The 16,366-nt window shown below is 71.5% G+C and carries 15 protein-coding genes; 5 read left to right on the top strand and 10 right to left on the bottom strand.

The genetic code is table 11. The annotated features are described in order from the left end of the window. From H9623_RS19510 to H9623_RS11900, 5 genes are all read left to right on the top strand, one after another. On the top strand, positions 1 to 224 hold a 224-nt coding region (locus H9623_RS19510), incomplete at its 5' end, for a hypothetical protein (RefSeq protein ID WP_227748551.1). A gap of 609 nt (positions 225 to 833) precedes the next feature. Continuing rightward, positions 834 to 1,280 (top strand): iron chaperone, encoded by a 447-nt coding sequence (locus H9623_RS11915; protein ID WP_193720249.1) that lies wholly within the window; start codon positions 834 to 836, stop codon positions 1,278 to 1,280. Positions 1,281 to 1,996: 716 nt separating this feature from the next. Next, the gene (locus H9623_RS11910; RefSeq protein ID WP_193720248.1) at positions 1,997 to 2,335 is read left to right on the top strand and encodes a hypothetical protein; all 339 of its coding nucleotides are present in this window, start codon (positions 1,997 to 1,999) and stop codon (positions 2,333 to 2,335) included. A gap of 207 nt (positions 2,336 to 2,542) precedes the next feature. Beyond that, positions 2,543 to 3,688: a tyrosine-type recombinase/integrase gene (locus H9623_RS11905; protein ID WP_193720247.1), complete on the top strand. Its 1,146-nt coding sequence runs from the start codon at positions 2,543 to 2,545 to the stop codon at positions 3,686 to 3,688. An 81-nt stretch (positions 3,689 to 3,769) separates the two neighbouring features. Beyond that, on the top strand, positions 3,770 to 5,023 hold the full coding sequence (locus H9623_RS11900) for a phospholipase D-like domain-containing protein (protein ID WP_321575423.1): 1,254 nt from the start codon (positions 3,770 to 3,772) through the stop codon (positions 5,021 to 5,023). A gap of 266 nt (positions 5,024 to 5,289) precedes the next feature. On the opposite strand, the gene H9623_RS11895 is transcribed toward H9623_RS11900, so the two are convergent. From H9623_RS11895 to H9623_RS11850, 10 genes are all read right to left on the bottom strand, one after another. Then, positions 5,290 to 6,177 (bottom strand): MBL fold metallo-hydrolase, encoded by an 888-nt coding sequence (locus tag H9623_RS11895; protein WP_193720246.1) that lies wholly within the window; start codon positions 6,175 to 6,177, stop codon positions 5,290 to 5,292. 66 nt (positions 6,178 to 6,243) lie between these two features. Beyond that, positions 6,244 to 6,804: a TetR family transcriptional regulator gene (locus tag H9623_RS11890; RefSeq protein WP_193720245.1), complete on the bottom strand. Its 561-nt coding sequence runs from the start codon at positions 6,802 to 6,804 to the stop codon at positions 6,244 to 6,246. 281 nt (positions 6,805 to 7,085) lie between these two features. Next, the gene (locus tag H9623_RS11885) at positions 7,086 to 10,484 is read right to left on the bottom strand and encodes a pyruvate carboxylase (RefSeq protein WP_193720244.1); all 3,399 of its coding nucleotides are present in this window, start codon (positions 10,482 to 10,484) and stop codon (positions 7,086 to 7,088) included. Between the two features lie 233 nt (positions 10,485 to 10,717). Beyond that, a complete protein-coding gene (locus H9623_RS11880) occupies positions 10,718 to 11,308 on the bottom strand; it encodes a MerR family transcriptional regulator (protein WP_193720243.1) in 591 nt (196 codons plus the stop codon). A gap of 266 nt (positions 11,309 to 11,574) precedes the next feature. Further along, positions 11,575 to 12,075 carry a bifunctional nuclease family protein gene (locus H9623_RS11875; protein WP_193720265.1) on the bottom strand — a complete coding sequence of 167 codons (501 nt, stop codon included), beginning with the start codon at positions 12,073 to 12,075 and terminating at the stop codon, positions 11,575 to 11,577. A gap of 123 nt (positions 12,076 to 12,198) precedes the next feature. Further along, positions 12,199 to 13,011 carry a transcriptional regulator FtsR gene (gene ftsR, locus H9623_RS11870; protein WP_321575422.1) on the bottom strand — a complete coding sequence of 271 codons (813 nt, stop codon included), beginning with the start codon at positions 13,009 to 13,011 and terminating at the stop codon, positions 12,199 to 12,201. Continuing rightward, on the bottom strand, positions 13,008 to 13,499 hold the full coding sequence (locus H9623_RS11865; protein ID WP_193720242.1) for an FHA domain-containing protein: 492 nt from the start codon (positions 13,497 to 13,499) through the stop codon (positions 13,008 to 13,010). Before H9623_RS11865 ends, ftsR begins: the two co-directional genes overlap by 4 nt. A 186-nt stretch (positions 13,500 to 13,685) precedes the next feature. Next, a complete protein-coding gene (locus H9623_RS11860; RefSeq protein WP_193720241.1) occupies positions 13,686 to 15,083 on the bottom strand; it encodes a DUF881 domain-containing protein in 1,398 nt (465 codons plus the stop codon). A gap of 7 nt (positions 15,084 to 15,090) precedes the next feature. After that, complete coding sequence (locus tag H9623_RS11855) at positions 15,091 to 15,423, bottom strand: small basic family protein (protein ID WP_056651935.1); 333 nt, start codon at positions 15,421 to 15,423, stop codon at positions 15,091 to 15,093. Next, positions 15,420 to 16,355: a DUF881 domain-containing protein gene (locus tag H9623_RS11850; protein WP_227748550.1), complete on the bottom strand. Its 936-nt coding sequence runs from the start codon at positions 16,353 to 16,355 to the stop codon at positions 15,420 to 15,422. Before H9623_RS11850 ends, H9623_RS11855 begins: the two co-directional genes overlap by 4 nt. Between the last annotated feature and the right edge of the window lie 11 nt (positions 16,356 to 16,366).

The raw sequence follows: 16,366 nt of genomic DNA, 5'->3' as shown, positions 1-16,366 counted from the left end.
GATCACCGCAGCAGCCCTCGTCCTGCTCCACCTTCAACGAGGAACCGCCAAATCAGCCTGGTGAGAACACCTCTGAGCCGCGGACGAGCATTCTGAATTCCCGACCGCGCACGCCGCGACAAGGCGCCGCGCAATTGCCAGAGAAAACATTCACCTGCTGGCAGTACCGCAAAGACGGTCCGCCGCTCTGCCACGCCGGCGCCCTGCACGCGCCGTACGAGTAGCCAGCGGCCACCGCGCCCACCGGGCCAACCCCGTCGCTCGGTCGAGCGTGCCCTGGCGCTTCAGGGGGGCTGCTCCCGGTGCCGGGCGCCACACAGAGGGGGCGTGCGGCGCCCGGAGCGCTCCGGGTGAGATCCGCTGCACCTGGTCGTCTTCGCAGGTCAACCATGCTTTCGGCGGAGACGACGAGCGGGTGCTGCGGTTCTCAGACGGCAGACGGCAGACGGCAGACGGCCTCGTCGAGGCGCAGGCTCGGCCCGGACGCGCCAGCCCCGGGGGAGCGGCGGTACGGCCGTCGAGGAGCCGGCGGTCGGGACAGTATGTCCGCCGGCGGAACACCCGGTCGGAGGCGGTCACGTCCATCGCCGACGATCGAGGGCGTCCGGAGCATCCGGACGGGGAAACAACCGTGCGCATTCTGGGCAGTATTCATTGCCGCCAACTCATCCTTTCCGTCCAGGAGGCGGCAGGGAAATGCGCGGTGCACATTCCGCCCGCTGACTGCGCCTGGCTTCCGCCGTGTCGGGATCGAGCAGATCTGGAGAAGCGGCGTCCGGCCCCGCTCAGTAGCGTCGATCCTGACGTACGACACACCGAGGAGGGGAACCACGATGACCGGCACCACGAAGTCGACCAGGACCAGCAAGGCGTACGAAGGATTCTCGGCCGAGGAACGCGCGGCGATGAAGGAGCGCGCCAAGGAGCTCAAGGCGTCCGCGAACCGTGCGGACGCGGAGAAGGCCCAGCTCGAGAAGATCGCGGAGCTCTTGGAGCCCGACCGTTCCATGGCGTCCAGGATCCACGAGCTCGTCGCAGAGCACGCGCCATCGCTCGCACCGAAGACCTGGTACGGGATGCCCGGGTGGGCCAAGGACGGCAAGATCCTGTGCTTCTTCCAGCCCGCGGAGAAGTTCGGCGCGCGTTACCCGACCTTCGGCTTCAACGACGTCGCGCAGCTCGACGAGGGCACGCTGTGGCCCGTCGCGTACGCCCTCACGGAGCTGACGGTGGAGAACGAGGCGACGATCGCACAGCTCGTCAAGAGGGCGGCAGGCTGATCGTCCGTGGCGCCCGGGCGGCTTCACGACCGGGTCATAATGGCCTCTGACCTGCGACGATGCACGATTTGGAGGCGATGGCCCGGGGGAGTGGCAGCAGGATTCCCCGGGCTGCGGCCATCGCACGGGTGTCTCGACGGGCCGAGACGCCGCCACCAGGAGGATCGCACGGACCATCGTCGACACACGCCGTTCGCTGCCGTCGGTGCACTCGACGTCCGGGTGCGGATGGCTGGACCGAGCGACGTGGGGTTCGTGGCGAACCAGCGGCCGATCCGGTCTGAGATTGCCGTGCGCGGAGTTCTGCCTCGGGTGCCGCACCCGGCTCGTGCCGGCGCGCACGTGCCGGGTGCGGCGGCAGCCCCGCGGAACGTCATGGACGCGCGAGCCTCGTGAGAAGTGTCCAGCGACGACGGTGGTGGCCATGGTGCGGACGAACCGCTCGGGCGCTCGGGTACTGCGATCGCGCCGTTTCTCGCCCCTCTCGGCCGCTTCCAGTCAACGCCGATAATGTACATTATGTCATTACGACGATCTGACCACGCCCCTCTCGGTCGCGGGTCGCCCGGTTCCTTGCGCCCACGAGGTGGCGCCGACACAAGCCTCCGTCACCCTGCGCGAGCTCGGGCCCGCCGTCGCATCAGACGGCGCTGCGACGTGCTCCCTCTGCTGTGACGGCGTCGACAGCACGCCCGAGGTGCACCAGGAGTCGGGACATGAGCTCAGGACCGTTCGAGAGCATCCGCGCCAGCGCGGCGCCCGTGGATCTGGGCGCCAGTTCGTCCGGACGCATCCTGCGGGCATCTGGCAGCTCGACGATCGACCGGTCGGTGCGCGCGATCTTCTCCGCAGCGCTCCTGGTGGTGCTGGTCGGTCTCGCCGCGCTTGCGGCCGTCCTGACGGTCGTCACCGTCGCGGTGGCGTCGCCGTGGTGGATCTACCGACTCACGTCCGCCCCCGCCGGGAACCGGTCCCCCCGTGCAGCGCGGTCACCTTCTCGCTCCATGGCCGAGGTGCGAAGGCGGCCCGGCGTGACGGCGCCGTCGGGCGGGTGATGCGACACGAGGCGCATTCCCTTCCATCTCGTGGCGCGCTGCGGTAGGGTCGCCGAATTGGGACATACAAGACAAACCATTGTGTTTAGCACAACACCGTGGTCAGAGACGGTCGCCCGTCGGGCCCCTCACCCCCGTCGCTGTCAGTGGCGCCCCCTATGCTCCGGATGTCCGGTCTCGTCCCGTCCCGTCCCCAGGAGCCTCTCGGTGGTCGCCCCTCCCCGCCTCAACCGCGTCACCGTCGCGGAGGCCGTCGCCACGTACCTCTCTTCCGTGTCTGCGGAGACCCTCAGGGGCGTCCTCTCCCCCACGACCCAGCGGAACTACGAGCGCGACCTGCGAGAGTTCTCCTCGCTCGCCGGACCTGACACGGTCCTCGACGACATCACCGGCGCCGACGTCGACGACTTCCTCCTGCGCTACCAGGTCACCCCCGACGGTCGCTACGCGGACCCGCGGACCAAGCCCGACGGCCCGGGGCGATCGGCTGCGACCGTCAACCGCTTCCGCCAGTCGATCTCGCGCTTCTTCACGCACGCCGCGCGCGACGGGTGGGTGCAGGCCGACCCCATGCAGTGGGCCGCTCCCCCGGCCCGGCTCCGCGGCGGCCTGCGGGTCGCTCGTACCGCGCTCTCGGCAACGGCTGCGCAGGCTCTCCTCGTGACCGCGAGCACCAAGCCGCGCGCGACCGACTCGCTGTCCCCGGCCGCGTCGCCCAGCACCCCCACCCCCCGACCGGACCACGACCTCGCTCTTCGGGACCGGTTCATCATCGCGCTCCTGCTCATCCTGGGGCCGCGGGTCTCGGAGGTCGCCCGCGCGGACGTCGACGACTTCGTGCGTGAGCCGGACCAGACCCGCTGGCGCATCAAGGGCAAGGGAGGCGCGGTGCGGACGGTCAGCCTGTCCGAGCCCCTGTCACGTGCCCTCGACGAGTACCTCGCGACGCTGCGTCCCTCGCTGCTCGCGCGCCGACCAGGCGACCCCGACGCCGCGCGCGCTCTCCTGCTGACCTGGCGAGGTCGACGCATCGACGCGCAGGCGATCCGGGCCCTCCTCAACCGGTGCATCGCCCGGATGCCCGAGGAGTACCGCCGAGCAGCCACCCCCCACGCGCTGCGCCACACGACCGCGACCCTCCTCGTCGCCCAGGGCTGGGACGTCAAGGTCATCGCCGAGCTGCTCGGCCACGCGTCGATCGCGACGACCGGTGTCTACCTCGACCGGATCGAGGGTGAGCTCGCGGCCGCGATCCGGTCCCACCCGTTGTCGACCGGGTTGCCCGCGGAGATGGGCAGCGAGCCGCCGGCCGAAACGGACAAAGAGAAGGAAACCACACCCTCGGCCGGGTGACCGGAGGCCGTCGCGGCCGCAACGACCAACGTCACGCGTTTTCTCCGGGTGTGCTCGGCGTCCTGAGGCTACGGTGAGCAGGTGCGCCCCTCGAAGACCTCCCCCGTCCAGCTCGCCCGAACGGTGATGGCCCGCGCGGCAGTACTCGCGGTCGCCGTCCCCATGACCGTCGCGACCGGCCTCGTGATCGCGGACGCCATCCGCAAGCGTCGCGTCACGGACCCCAGCAGGTTTCCCCGCTCGGCCCCTGCCGAGGGCAGCGTCGGTGAGACCTCGACGACGATCTTCACCTACGGTGACGACCTCTACCGCGAGATGCTGGCCGCGATCCGGGGCGCGACGCGACGCATCATGCTCGAGACGTACATCTGGAAGGGTGACGAGCTGGGCCAGGAGTTCAAGGACGCGCTGATCGAGGCCACCGAGCGCGGCGTCGAGGTCTTCGTGATCTACGACGGTTTCGCGAACCTCGTGGTCCCTCGCGACTTCCTGACCTTCCCGGCACCCATCCACGTCATCCGCTACCCGGTCTTCCGCCCGGGCGTCCTGATGCTCAACGTCCGCAAGTCCGGACGGGACCACCGCAAGATCCTGGTGGTCGACGACGAGATCGGCTTCGTGGGCGGGTACAACATCGGGGCCATGTACGCGACGCAGTGGCGTGACACGCACATCCGGCTCGCGGGCCCCTCCACGTGGGAGCTGCGCAACGCGTTCGTCGACTTCTGGAACTCGAACAGGAAGCCCGGCCAGCCGCACCTCGAGGACCCGGGGTCCCGGCTGTGGCTCCCCGAGCTCCGCGCGGCGCGCAATGCCCCCGCCCACCTCGTCTTCCCGATCCGCGGCATCTACCTCGATGCGATCGACCGCGCGTCGGACCACATCTACATCACGCAGGCCTACTTCATCCCCGACCGCGAGATCCTCGACGCGCTCCTCATGGCGGCACTGCGTGGCGTCGACGTCAGGGTCCTCGTGCCCGAGCGCTCCAACCACGTCGTGGCGGACTGGCTCTCCAAGGGCCTCTACACGACCCTGCTGCGCGGTGGCGTGACCATCTGGCTCTACAAGGACGCGATGGTCCACGCCAAGACCGCGACGATCGACGGGCGCTGGACCACGATCGGCACGGCGAACATCGACCGCCTCAGCCTCACGGGCAACTACGAGGTCAACCTGGAGATCGTCGACGCCGGCATCGCGGCCCAGATGGAGAAGGTGTACGACGTCGACCTCAGCAACTGCCGCGAGCTCACGCTCGAGGAGTGGTCCGGGCGGTCCCTCGCGGCCAAGCTCGGCGAGGTCGCGCTCGCTCCCCTGCGACCGCTGCTGTAGGCAGAGGACGACGCCGCCCGACGTGCGTCAGGTCGCGCCCAGCACGTCCGCGGGAACCTGCAGCCGGCACGCCGGTCGCGCGGTGAACCCGTGGTCCTGCTCGTGGACGCACTCGCCGCACCGGTCGTTCCCGGCGACGGCGGCGTCGTACGGGGTCCCGGGATGTTCGCCCCACGGATGGCCGCACGCCGTGCAGGGCCTGCTCAGAGCGCGTCGTCGTGCTCGTCGCGCACCCCGGGCGCCCGCCGGTGTCGCTTCCGACGGGTTCACGGCGCCACGCCGGCGCCTGTGGCCCCCTCCTCCCGTGCGGCATCCGCGGCCTCCTCCTCCGGGCGGGGCGGCACGGTCTCGTCGATCTCGATGGCAGGGACCTGATCGAACTCGGGGTGCTCGCGCAGGATAGCCTCGGCGACGGCCTCGGGGTCTCGGTGCAGGGGTCCGTCCGGCGTCGGGTCCTCGCCCATGGCCGTCTCCTCCGTGAGGTGCTGGGGGGTCGCGTCGTACCGCTCGCCCACGCCGAGCGGGCGAAAGTCGTAGGTGCCGCCGGTGCGTGCCTCACCGAACAGCCGGTGGACGAGGCCGAGGCCGGCCTGGGAGAGGATTGCTTCGTGGATCGGGACCACCGTCCACGGGTCGAGCGAGCGGACGAAGTCGATGCCTTCTGCGACCTTCATCCAGGGGGCCGACACGGGCGCGAACAGGACGTCGAGGCGGTCGTCGGTCAGCGGCGGGCTGAACGAGTCGCCCGGGTGGTAGACCCGCACGCCGCCTGCCGCCACGAGGTAGGTGAGGTTCGCCACCCGCGGCACGTCCGGGTGGATCAGGGCGTGCTGCCCTCCCCCGACCAGCACGGAGAACGATCCGACCGTCAGGACGTCACCGGGTTCGACCAGCACGAACCGGGCGTCGTCGGGCGTCCGTCCCAGCCGGTCGAACACGGCCTGCGGGCCGATCACCCGGACCTCCGGGTCCCGGTCCAGGGCGGCCTGCACGGCCTCGACGTCGAGGTGGTCGGGGTGCGCGTGGGTCACGAGCAGCGTGCCGGGGGCGTCGAGTGCCGTCGCGGTGTCGGCGAACGTCCCGGGGTCGAGGGTGAGCGTGGTGCCTGCGTGGTCGAGGGCCACGCACGAGTGGCCGTGAGACGTGATGCGCATCGGGTGCCTTCGGTGGGGGGCGGGAGGTTCCAGTCTGCCGTGAGGCGCCCTGGACGTCGCGTCGGGTCAGGGGGCGAGCAGCAGGTCGACGAGCCGCTGCGCCGCGGCGTCGGTCCTCTGCAGGTCGCCCGTGACGAGCCGGTCGAGCAGGAGGCCCTTGAACCCCGAGGTGAGGAGCGTGGCGTCGGTTCGCGCGACGTCCGGCGGGCTGCCGGTGCCGACGAGGAGCTTCTCGACGTGCTCGACCCACGCGCCGATCGCGTCCTGGGCGATCGCGTGGTGCGGGTGCCCGTCCTCGAGGGAGGCCGTGAGGACCTGGAGCATGAGGGTGAAGTGCCCGGTGCGCGCCGGGTCGGTCATCGCCGCCCAGGCTGCCTGCGCCGTGGCGCGAGGGTCGGTGGTCGCGACGGCGTCGAGGCCCGCGATCATGCGCCGACGGTGCTCCGTGAGGACCGCGTCGAGGAGCGCGTCCCTGGTCCCGAAGTAGTGCACGAGCATCCGCGCGCTCGTGCCGAGGTGGGGTGCGAGCGATCGCAGGGTGAAGGTGCTCAGGCCCGCCCCCTGCAGGTGGTCGAGCGCGTCGGCGACGAGCCGGGCTCGGCGTTCTTCGTCGGGGGTGCGTGGCACGGGTGCTCCCGGAGGGGTTGACGGGCGGAGCCACCCAGCCTACGTAGACGGCTGTGAGCGTAACGGGCGTTACGGCATCGCTTCCGGAACCGTCCGCAACCCGGCGCGCCTCCCCCGGCCCACGCTGGACCGCGGCCCTCGTGATCGGCGGGAGCTTCGGCGTCGGGCTGGCGCTCTCACGACGCCTCGTAGCGGACTGACCGGCGCCCCGACCCGGACGACGACGGGCCGGGCAGGGAGCGCGACGCTCCCGGCCCGGCCCGAGGACCGTCCGCACCGGACTAGACGACGACGAGCACCAGGTCCCCGCCCTCGAGCTGCTGGACCGCGCCGATCGCGACGCGCTGCACGGTCCCGCCGACGGGGGTCGTGATCGCGGCCTCCATCTTCATGGCCTCGACCGTCGCGACGGTCTGCCCGGCCTCGACGACCTCGCCCTCCTGGACCACCGGCGTCACGGCCCCCGCGAACGGCGCCGCGATCTGGCCCGGTGCGGCCGGGTCGGCCTTCTCGGCGAGCGACGAGTCGACCTCGATCGACCGGTCGCGGACCTGGAGCGGGCGGAGCTGGCCGTTGAGCGTGAACATGACCGTGCGCATGCCGCGCTCATCCGGGACGCCCACGGCCTCGAGCCCCACGAGGAGCTTGACCCCGCGCTCGAGCGAGACCTCGACCTCCTCGCCGGGCGTGAGCCCGTAGAGGTACGCCTGGGTGTCGAGCACCGAGACGTCGCCGAACGCCGCCCGCGTCGTCTCGTAGTCCTTGGTCGGGCCGGCGAACAGCAGGTGGTTGAGCCGGTTGCGCCGTGCGGCCGAGTCCCCGTCGAGGTCCGCCTGGTCCTCCGCGGTGAGCGGCGTCACGGGCGTACGCACGACGCGGCCTGCAAGGGCCTTGCTGCGGAAGGGCTCGGGCCAGCCGCCGGGAGGATCGCCGAGCTCGCCGCCGAGGAACGCGATGACCGAGTCGGGGATGTCGTAGTCCTGCGGGTTCTCGGCGAAGTCCGCCGGGTCGGCCTGGCGCGCCACGAGCTGGAGGGCCAGGTCTCCGACCACCTTCGAGGACGGGGTCACCTTGACCAGGCGCCCGAGGATGCGGTCGGCCGCGGCGTACGTGGCCTCGATCTGCTCGAACCGGTCGCCCAGGCCGAGCGCGATGGCCTGCTGGCGCAGGTTGGAGAGCTGGCCGCCCGGGATCTCGTGCTCGTAGACGCGACCCGTGGGGCTCGACAGGCCCGACTCGAACGGGGCGTACAGGCGCCGCACGGCCTCCCAGTAGGGCTCCAGGTCGCACACCGCGCGCAGCGACAGGCCCGTGTCGCGCTCGGTGTGCTCGAGCCCTGCGACCAGGGCGGACATCGACGGCTGGCTCGTCGTTCCGGCCATCGCCGCGCTCGCGACGTCGACTGCGTCGACCCCTGCCGCGACGGCCGCCATGAGGGTGGCCATCTGCCCGCCCGACGTGTCGTGCGTGTGCAGGTGGACGGGCAGGTCGAAGCGCTCGCGCAGGGCCGTGACGAGGCGCGCCGCGGCCGCAGGACGCAGCAGGCCGGCCATGTCCTTGATCGCGAGGACGTGCGCCCCCGCGTCGACGATGCGGTCGGCGAGCTCGAGGTAGTAGTCGAGCGTGTACAGGGACTCGGCCGGGTCGAGCAGGTTGCCCGTGTAGCACAGCGCGACCTCGGCGACCGCGGTGCCGGTCGCCCGGACGGCGTCGATCGCCGGGCGCATCTGCTCGACGTCGTTGAGCGCGTCGAAGATGCGGAAGATGTCCACGCCCGTGGCCGCGGCCTCACGGACGAAGGCCTCGGTGACCTCGGTGGGGTACGGGGTGTACCCGACGGTGTTGCGGCCGCGCAGGAGCATCTGGAGCGCGACGTTCGGCATGGCCTCGCGCAGCGCCGCCAGGCGGGCCCACGGGTCCTCGCCGAGGAAGCGGAGCGCGACGTCGTACGTCGCGCCGCCCCATGCCTCGACCGAGAGCAGCTGCGGCGTCAGGCGCGCGACGTACGGGGCGACCGCGAGCAGGTCGTGGGTGCGCACCCGGGTCGCGAGCAGGGACTGGTGGGCGTCGCGGAACGTGGTGTCCGTGACCTTGACCGCGGTCTCGGCGCGCAGCGCGCGGGCGAAGCCCTCCGGACCCAGCTCGAGCAGCTGCTGACGGCTGCCCGGCACGGGGGCCAGCGACAGGTCGACCTCGGGGAGCTTGGCGACGGGGTCGATCGCCCCCTGGCCGGGTCCGTGCGGGCGGTTGACCGTCACGTCGCCCAGGTAGCTCAGGAGCCGGGTGCCGCGGTCTGCGCTCTCGCGTGCGGCCAGCAGCTCGGGGCGCTCGTCGATGAAGGACGTCGACAGGTTCCCGGCGATGAACTCGGCGTCCGAGAGCACCGCCTGCAGGAACGGGATGTTCGTCCGGATGCCGCGGATGCGGAACTCGGCCAGGGCACGGCGGGCCCGGCGTACGGCCGTCGGGTAGTCCCTGCCGCGGCACGTGAGCTTGACCAGCATCGAGTCGAAGTGGCCCGAGATCTCCGACCCGGCGGTCGCCGTCGCGCCGTCGAGGCGGACTCCCGCGCCGCCCGGGGAACGGTAGGCCACGATGCGGCCCGTGTCCGGGCGGAAGCCGTTGGAGGGGTCCTCCGTCGTGATGCGCGACTGCAGGGCCGCGCCGTTGACGTGCACGTCCTCCTGGCGGATGCCCAGGTCCTCGAGCGACTCCCCCGCGGCGATGCGCATCTGCGACGAGACGAGGTCGATGTCGGTGACCTCCTCGGTCACGGTGTGCTCGACCTGGATGCGCGGGTTCATCTCGATGAACACGTGCTGCCCGGCCCGCTCCCCCACGGTGTCGAGCAGGAACTCGACGGTCCCGGCGTTCTGGTACCCGATCGACCGCGCGAACTTCACGGCGTCGGCGCACAGTGCCTCCCGGACCGCGGGGTCGAGGTTGGGCGCGGGCGCGATCTCGATGACCTTCTGGTGGCGCCGCTGGACCGAGCAGTCGCGCTCGTACAGGTGCACGACGTTGCCCTGCCCGTCGGCGAGGATCTGCACCTCGATGTGACGCGGTCGCAGGACGGCCTGCTCGAGGAACATGGTCGGGTCGCCGAACGCGCCGTCGGCCTCGCGCATCGCGGCGGCCAGCGCCTCGGGCAGGTCCTCCCGCCGGTCGACGCGGCGCATGCCGCGCCCGCCACCACCCGCGACGGCCTTGGCGAAGATCGGGAAACCGATCTCGTCGGCTGCCGCGATGAGCTCGTCGATGTCCGACGACGGCTCGCTCGACGCGAGGACCGGGATGCCGGCCTCCTTCGCGGCCTTGAGGGCGCGCACCTTGTTCCCGGCGAGCTCGAGGACCTCGGGAGGCGGCCCGACGAACGTGATGCCCGCCTGCTGGCAGGCCCGTGCGAGGTCGGGGTTCTCCGACAGGAAGCCGTAGCCGGGGTAGATCGCGTCCGCGCCGGCGTCCTTGGCGACGCGCACGATCTCCTCGATGTCGAGGTACGCCCGGACCGGGTGCCCCTCCTCGCCGATCCGGTACGCCTCGTCCGCCTTCAGGCGGTGCTCGGAGTTCCGGTCCTCGTAGGGGAAGACCGCCACCGTCCGGGAGCCGAGCTCGTACGCCGCGCGAAACGCCCGAACCGCGATCTCCGCGCGGTTGGCGACCAGAACCTTCGAGAACACCAAGTACCCCATCCGTCATCGTGGGTCGAGCACGCGCACCCTCGCGAGAAGAGGGCCGTGTGCTCGCTCGTCACGGGCGGTCCTCCCGGCACGAGCCGGGGACGCCCACAGGCGATCTTGCCACGGCCGTCCGGGCGGGAGGGCACCGGAAGGGGGCGAACGGTCGAAAAAGGTGGCGATCGCCACGTCCTGGGCGGCGCGCGGTCCCCGCCAGGCAGTCCGGCGGCGGTCCCTCAGCCGGCCGAGCGTGCCCGACGACGGAGCTCGAGCTCGTCCTCGGAGGGCGGGCTGGGCGTCTCGTCCTCGCCGAGGGACTCGGCCGGCATGTCGCTCAGCGTCCCCTCGACCTCGCGCCAGACGCGTCCGACGGCGATGCCGAACACTCCCTGGCCACCCTGCACCAGGTCCACGACCTCGTCGGGGGACGTGCACTCGTACACGCTCGCGCCGTCGCTCATGAGCGTGATCTGCGCGAGGTCGTTGACGCCGCGCTCCCGCAGGTGCTCGACCGCGGTGCGGATCTGCTGGAGGGACACCCCCGTGTCGAGGAGCCGCTTGACGATCTTGAGGACGAGGATGTCCCGGAAACCGTAGAGACGATGCGTCCCCGACCCGGACGCGGGACGGACGGTCGGTTCGACCAGGCCCGTGCGGGCCCAGTAGTCCAGCTGCCGATAGGTGATGCCGGCCACCCTGCAGGCCGTCGGCCCGCGGTACCCGATGCTGGTGTCGAGCTCGGTGATGTCCTCGCCGAACAGCAGGCCCTGGGCCGCGTGGGGAACAGGAGCCCCCGGCTCCGCACCAGCTCTGCCGCTGCTGTTCACTGTGCCTCCAAGGATGATGTGGACTCCACGCTAGGCCCGGTGCCGGGGAGCGTCAACGACTGAGCCGCTGAGAGCTGCGCGTGTCGCAGCCGCCACTCCCCCTGCGACGCCCCTCCCCGGCGGGTGAGGCGGTCACCGTCGGCAGGAGAGCGGCATTGCGAAGGACCAGACGATGTATGCGTTTTGTCGTGAACGAAAGGCGTGGTTTGTCGGACTTTCCTCCCGTGCGACGCCGCCCGTGGCGCGGGCCCCGACCGACACCGGCCTCATGGATCGTCCGACTCCCCGCCGCGGCCGGGTGAACCGAAGTCGTCGGGTGAAACGTGCTCGAGGAAGTCTCGGAACTCGGCGACCTCCCGCTGCTGCTCCGGGTCGACGATCTCCACCCCGGCCAGTGCGACGATCTCCGCCGAGCACATGACCGGGCTGCCCGTACGGACCGCCACCGCGATCGCGTCCGAGGCGCGAGCATCCACCCTGACCCCCGTGCTGAGCACCATCTCGGCGAAGAAGATCCCGTCGTCCAGCGCGACGATCTCCACCCGCAGCAGGCCGACGTGCACCGCCTCCAGGACGTCCCGCAGCAGGTCATGGGTCATCGGTCGAGGGGCGGTCAGGTGCGCCTGCGCCATCGCGATCGCGCTCGCCTCCCGCGGCCCGATGATGATCGGGACCACCAGCTCCGCAGCGGGGTCGAGCAGGAGCACCACGATCTCCTGCCCTGCCCCCTGCTGCTGGCGCACGCCGAGGACCTCCACCGGGACCATCGGCACCTCGTTGCTCACTCGTCCACCGTACGACGGCAGACGCTGTCCGTCAGAAGGAGGGACGCACGACCACCGTGACCGCTCGCGGGACCGCCGGACGCCGGCCCGTCCAGGGCACGACGCTCAGGTCGTGAGGTCGCCCACGCCCTGCCGGAGCCACACCGTGTGCAGCTTCGCGAAGAGCTCGCCGACCTCGCCCGCCAGCGCACCTGCGTGCGCTCGTGCCGAGGCGGACTGCTGGCTGCGCCACGGCGCGACGACCTGCTCGACCAATCCGACGTGGCGGTCGGCGGACGTGCGCAGCAGACGCAGGTGCCGCGGCTCGATGCCGTACTCGCCGAGTGCTGCGGCGAGCTGCACGACCTCGAGCGACCAGGCGTCGAGCTGACCGCCAGGGGCCTGCCGCAGGACACCTGCCGAGATCAGGCCTTCGACGAGCGAGACGTCCACGCCCACCGTCGTCGCGAGCGAGCCGACGGTGTACCGCTGACGGACGGCCGTGACCTCGGTCTCGCCATCGCTGGCTGCCAGCCGCAGGGCCGGGTTCTCCGCGGTCTCTCCGGCGTCGAGCGCAGCCAGGTTCTCCTTGATCACCTTGAGCGGCAGGTAGCGGTCGCGCTGCTCGAGCAGGACGTAGCGCAGCCGCTCGACGTCGGCCGCACTGTACTGCCGGTAGCCGGACGGGGTGCGCTCGGGGTCGATCAGCCCTTGCTCCTCGAGGAACCGGAGCTTCGAGTGGCTGACGGCGGGGAACTCCGTGCGCAGGGCGCGCAGGACGTCCGAGATGCGCATCGTGGCACGCCGGGAGATCCCCTGCGGCCAGGGTTCGCGCGCCCCCTCGAGGTCCTCGTCGGCGTCCGCGGACCCCGAGGTCAGCGCACCGGTGCCGTCGAACCGGTTCTCGTGCCCCCAGGGGGAGCGTGCCGGCTGGTTCACGGGTGCCCTGCCGCGCCTTCCGCCGACTCCGCGGGCTGGCCGAGGACCGGGCTGGTGTAGAACGTGAGGCGGTACTTGCCGATCTGCACCTCGTCGCCGGAGACCAGCGCCACGGCGTCGACCCGGTTGCGGTTGACGTAGGTGCCGTTGAGGGAGCCGATGTCCCGGACGACGAACTCGTCGTTCTCACGGACGAACTCCGCGTGCTTGCGCGAGACCGTGACGTCGTCGAGAAAGATGTCGGCGTGCTCGCTGCGACCGGCGACCGTCCGCTCGGCGTCGAGCAGGAAGCGGGAGCCGACCGCCGGGCCACGCTGCATCACGAGAAGAGCAGAGTGCCGGGGCAGCGCGGAGATGGCGGCCTGTTCCTCGGCGGAGAGTCCGCCGGGCTGGGTGCCCTCCTCGATCGGCAGCTCGATGCGTCCGAACGTGACGGTCGTATCGCTGCCTCCCCGGCGTGGCTCCGCAGATTCACCTGGAGTGGTCATCTCGCCTCCTCGGGAGTTTTGACGCATTCAGAGCAAAATGCCTTGGGCGGAAAGGTACTACACCCCTCTGCGCACTTCCCGACAGGAGGCACGGTGATGCGGGCAATACCCGTCCAACCCGTCCAACCTACCCCGCCGGACGGTCCGGAGAAAAGTATCCGCCCACGTCACGACCGCCGGAAGCACTCAGTCGCCGCTCTCCGCAGGGACCGGTGTCGCGAACTGCGGGGCCTGCGGCTCCCGTGTGGACGTGATGGTCACCAGGTCCTGCTGCGTGATGACAGGGTCCGCACCTTCGTTGCGGACCGAGGCCATCGCGCCCCCGGGGATCTCGAGCGCGGTCTCGAGCGTCGAGGGGTCGCCGATCGCCTTCCACCGGTAGGGCGAGGAGATCACCTGCCCGTCCACGACCATCCCCCGGCTGGTCTCCTCGAAGTAGCTGCTCGTGACCAGACGGACACCGTTGACCTCGACGACCTCCACGCCCGCGTTGCGGAGCTCCTCGAGGATGTTGAACAGCTTGCTGGCCGGGATGCTCCGGTCGCCCTCCGTGATCGTGAGCTCGATCCCCGGCCCCTCGGCAGGCAGCCGGCCGGACAGGATCCCCTGGGACTCGGCCTGACGCTGGGCGAGCTCGAGGGCCGCCCGCTGCTGGCCCGAGCCCGAGCTGAGCTCGTCACGGGTCTCCTGCAGGCTCGACACACGAGCCTCGAGCTCGTTCGCCCGCTGGGTGACGTCGTCCAGGAGCCGCACGAGGTCCGTCTGACGCAGCGAGGACAGCTGCTCCTCCTGGGTCTGGCTCACCTGGACGGCCAGCGCGAACCCGAGCAGGGCGCACAGCAGCCCCGCGAGGAGCTGTGAACGGTTCGCCGTCGGCCGCATCGCACGAGCGAGCTTCGACCAGCCCGAGGTCCGCGCCTCTGTCCCTGCCGTAGCCTTCGGTGCCGGTGCCGGTGCCGGTGCCGGTGCCGGTGACGGGGTCGCGGCCGGTGCGACGTTCTCCTCGGCGGCGTCAGGTCGGCTGCCCGGACTGCCCGTGGCCGACCCGGCTGCGGTTTGCGCGCCCGCGGCCCGTGCGTCTGGGGCGTGGCCCGTCGGACGGTAACGGTCGACGCCGGCGGCTGCCTCGTGCGTCGTCGGCTCGGCGGAGGGCGCGGGCGTCACGTCGGGCGCCGCCTGGATCGGGACGTACGGGGCGTCGTCGCCCAGCTCTGCGGCGACGTCCCACGGGACCTCGGCAGCGGTCCACCGCTCGAGGGGGTGCGGGGCCGCGGTCTCCGCCGTACCGAGGGGCACGGAGGGCTCGCCCTCGGCCACGACGGGAGCGTCGGCGGGTTCCTCGTCCGGCGCGGTCCCGGTCGCGGCTTCGCTGGCCTCCGGCGTCGTGCCGGCGGGGGCGTCCTGCGCTGCGTCGACCGGCTCCTCGCCGGGGACGTCCTCGGCCGAGGCTGCGGGCGGGTCGTCGGGGGTCGCACCCTCGTCGACCGGGCGCGTCTCGTCCGCCGGGGACGGGACCGCGTCGTCGTCCTCGGGGCGCTCGGGGTTCACGGGAGGGGTGCCGTCGGGCGTCGACCTCGTCGTCATCGCGGGCCTAGGCCTTGAACAGGTGCCGACGGATCGCGGCCGCGTTGGAGAAGATGCGGATCCCGAGGACCACGACGACGCCGGTCGAGAGCTGCGTGCCCACGCCGAGCTGGTCGCCGAGGAAGACGATGAGCGCCGCGACGACGACGTTCGAGAGGAACGACACGAGGAAGACCTTGTCGTCGAAGAGGCCGTCGAGCATGGCCCGCAGCCCGCCGAAGAGCGCGTCGAGCGCCGCGACGACCGCGATGGGCAGGTAGGGCTGCAGGGCGACGGGGACCGTGGGTTGGAGCACGAGGCCCGCCACGACTCCGAGGACCAGTCCGACGACTGCGATCATTCCGTGCTCTCCTGCCCTGCGAGTGAACTGTCGGCTCCGGCGGGACCGGTCGACGACCGAAGGCTCTCGCTCCCCTGCGTCGACGGGCTGTCCTGACCGGTCGGCACCCCAGGCTCGTCACCTGTGGTTGCCGTGGAGTCTACGGCTTGCGCGTAGAAGAGTCGTTGGATTCCGTCCCCTGGCAGGGAGAGCTTGCCCTGGGAGATCCGGCTGGACTGGATCCCCCACTTCGAGCTGAGGATGCTGAGGTATCCCGGGGCGTCGGAGCGGGCGAACTCGGTCTCGAGCGTCGCCGGGTCTCCGATCGCCTCGACGCGGTACGGCCCGATCAAGGGCTGCAGGTCCACGAGGATCGCCTCGCCCGCGCTACGGATCGCGCTGAGCGGCGTCAGCCGCTGCCCGTTGATCGCGATGGCCTCCGCACCCGACGCCCACAGGGCGTTGACCACCCGCTGGAGGTCGCTGTCCTGGACCTTCTCGTTGAGCGACTGGTCGTCCGCCCCCACGCCCGCCGGGGCGTCCTGGAGCGTGAGGACCAGGCCGGGCCCCGTGACGGCAAGGGACCCGCTCGCGACGCCGTCGATCTGGAGAGTCTCCAGGAGCGCGGGGTCCACGTCGGCGAGAGCCTCGGTCTGCAGGGTCTCGATCTCGTCGCTCACGGCGGTGGCCTGCGCCGACAGCGCGTCGACCTGCTCGCGCCGGTCGAGGATCTCCTTCTCGAGGACCTTGCGCGCCTCGATCGCCGCGCCCTGAGGTGCACGCAGGTCGATCGTCGCCGCCGCGGTGACGAACCCGAGGGCGACCGCCAGCACCGCGACGAAGACCCACGTCCCGGTCCGGCGAGGCGGCTCCTGGCCCGTGGTGCGTCGTGCGGCGGCTTCCGCGTAGCCCGGGTCCAGGGGCCGGTCCATGACCTCGGTGAGCAGGGTCATGGAGGCGTCGA

The sequence above is a fragment of the Oerskovia douganii genome (assembly GCF_015142735.1).
GTDB lineage: Bacteria > Actinomycetota > Actinomycetes > Actinomycetales > Cellulomonadaceae > Oerskovia > Oerskovia douganii.
The sequence above is the reverse complement of the archived record's forward strand: the minus strand, read 5'-3'. Positions and strand labels throughout refer to the sequence as shown.

Coding starts and splice junctions, on each gene's coding strand:
- H9623_RS11875 (WP_193720265.1), bottom strand. CDS start 12,075: ATGGTCCCGGTGGAGGTCCTCGGCGTGCGCCAGCAGCAGGGGGCAGGG.
- H9623_RS11860 (WP_193720241.1), bottom strand. CDS start 15,083: ATGACGACGAGGTCGACGCCCGACGGCACCCCTCCCGTGAACCCCGAG.
- H9623_RS11865 (WP_193720242.1), bottom strand. CDS start 13,499: ATGACCACTCCAGGTGAATCTGCGGAGCCACGCCGGGGAGGCAGCGAT.
- H9623_RS11910 (WP_193720248.1), top strand. CDS start 1,997: ATGAGCTCAGGACCGTTCGAGAGCATCCGCGCCAGCGCGGCGCCCGTG.
- H9623_RS11855 (WP_056651935.1), bottom strand. CDS start 15,423: ATGATCGCAGTCGTCGGACTGGTCCTCGGAGTCGTGGCGGGCCTCGTG.
- H9623_RS11895 (WP_193720246.1), bottom strand. CDS start 6,177: ATGCGCATCACGTCTCACGGCCACTCGTGCGTGGCCCTCGACCACGCA.
- H9623_RS11850 (WP_227748550.1), bottom strand. CDS start 16,355: ATGACCCTGCTCACCGAGGTCATGGACCGGCCCCTGGACCCGGGCTAC.
- H9623_RS11915 (WP_193720249.1), top strand. CDS start 834: ATGACCGGCACCACGAAGTCGACCAGGACCAGCAAGGCGTACGAAGGA.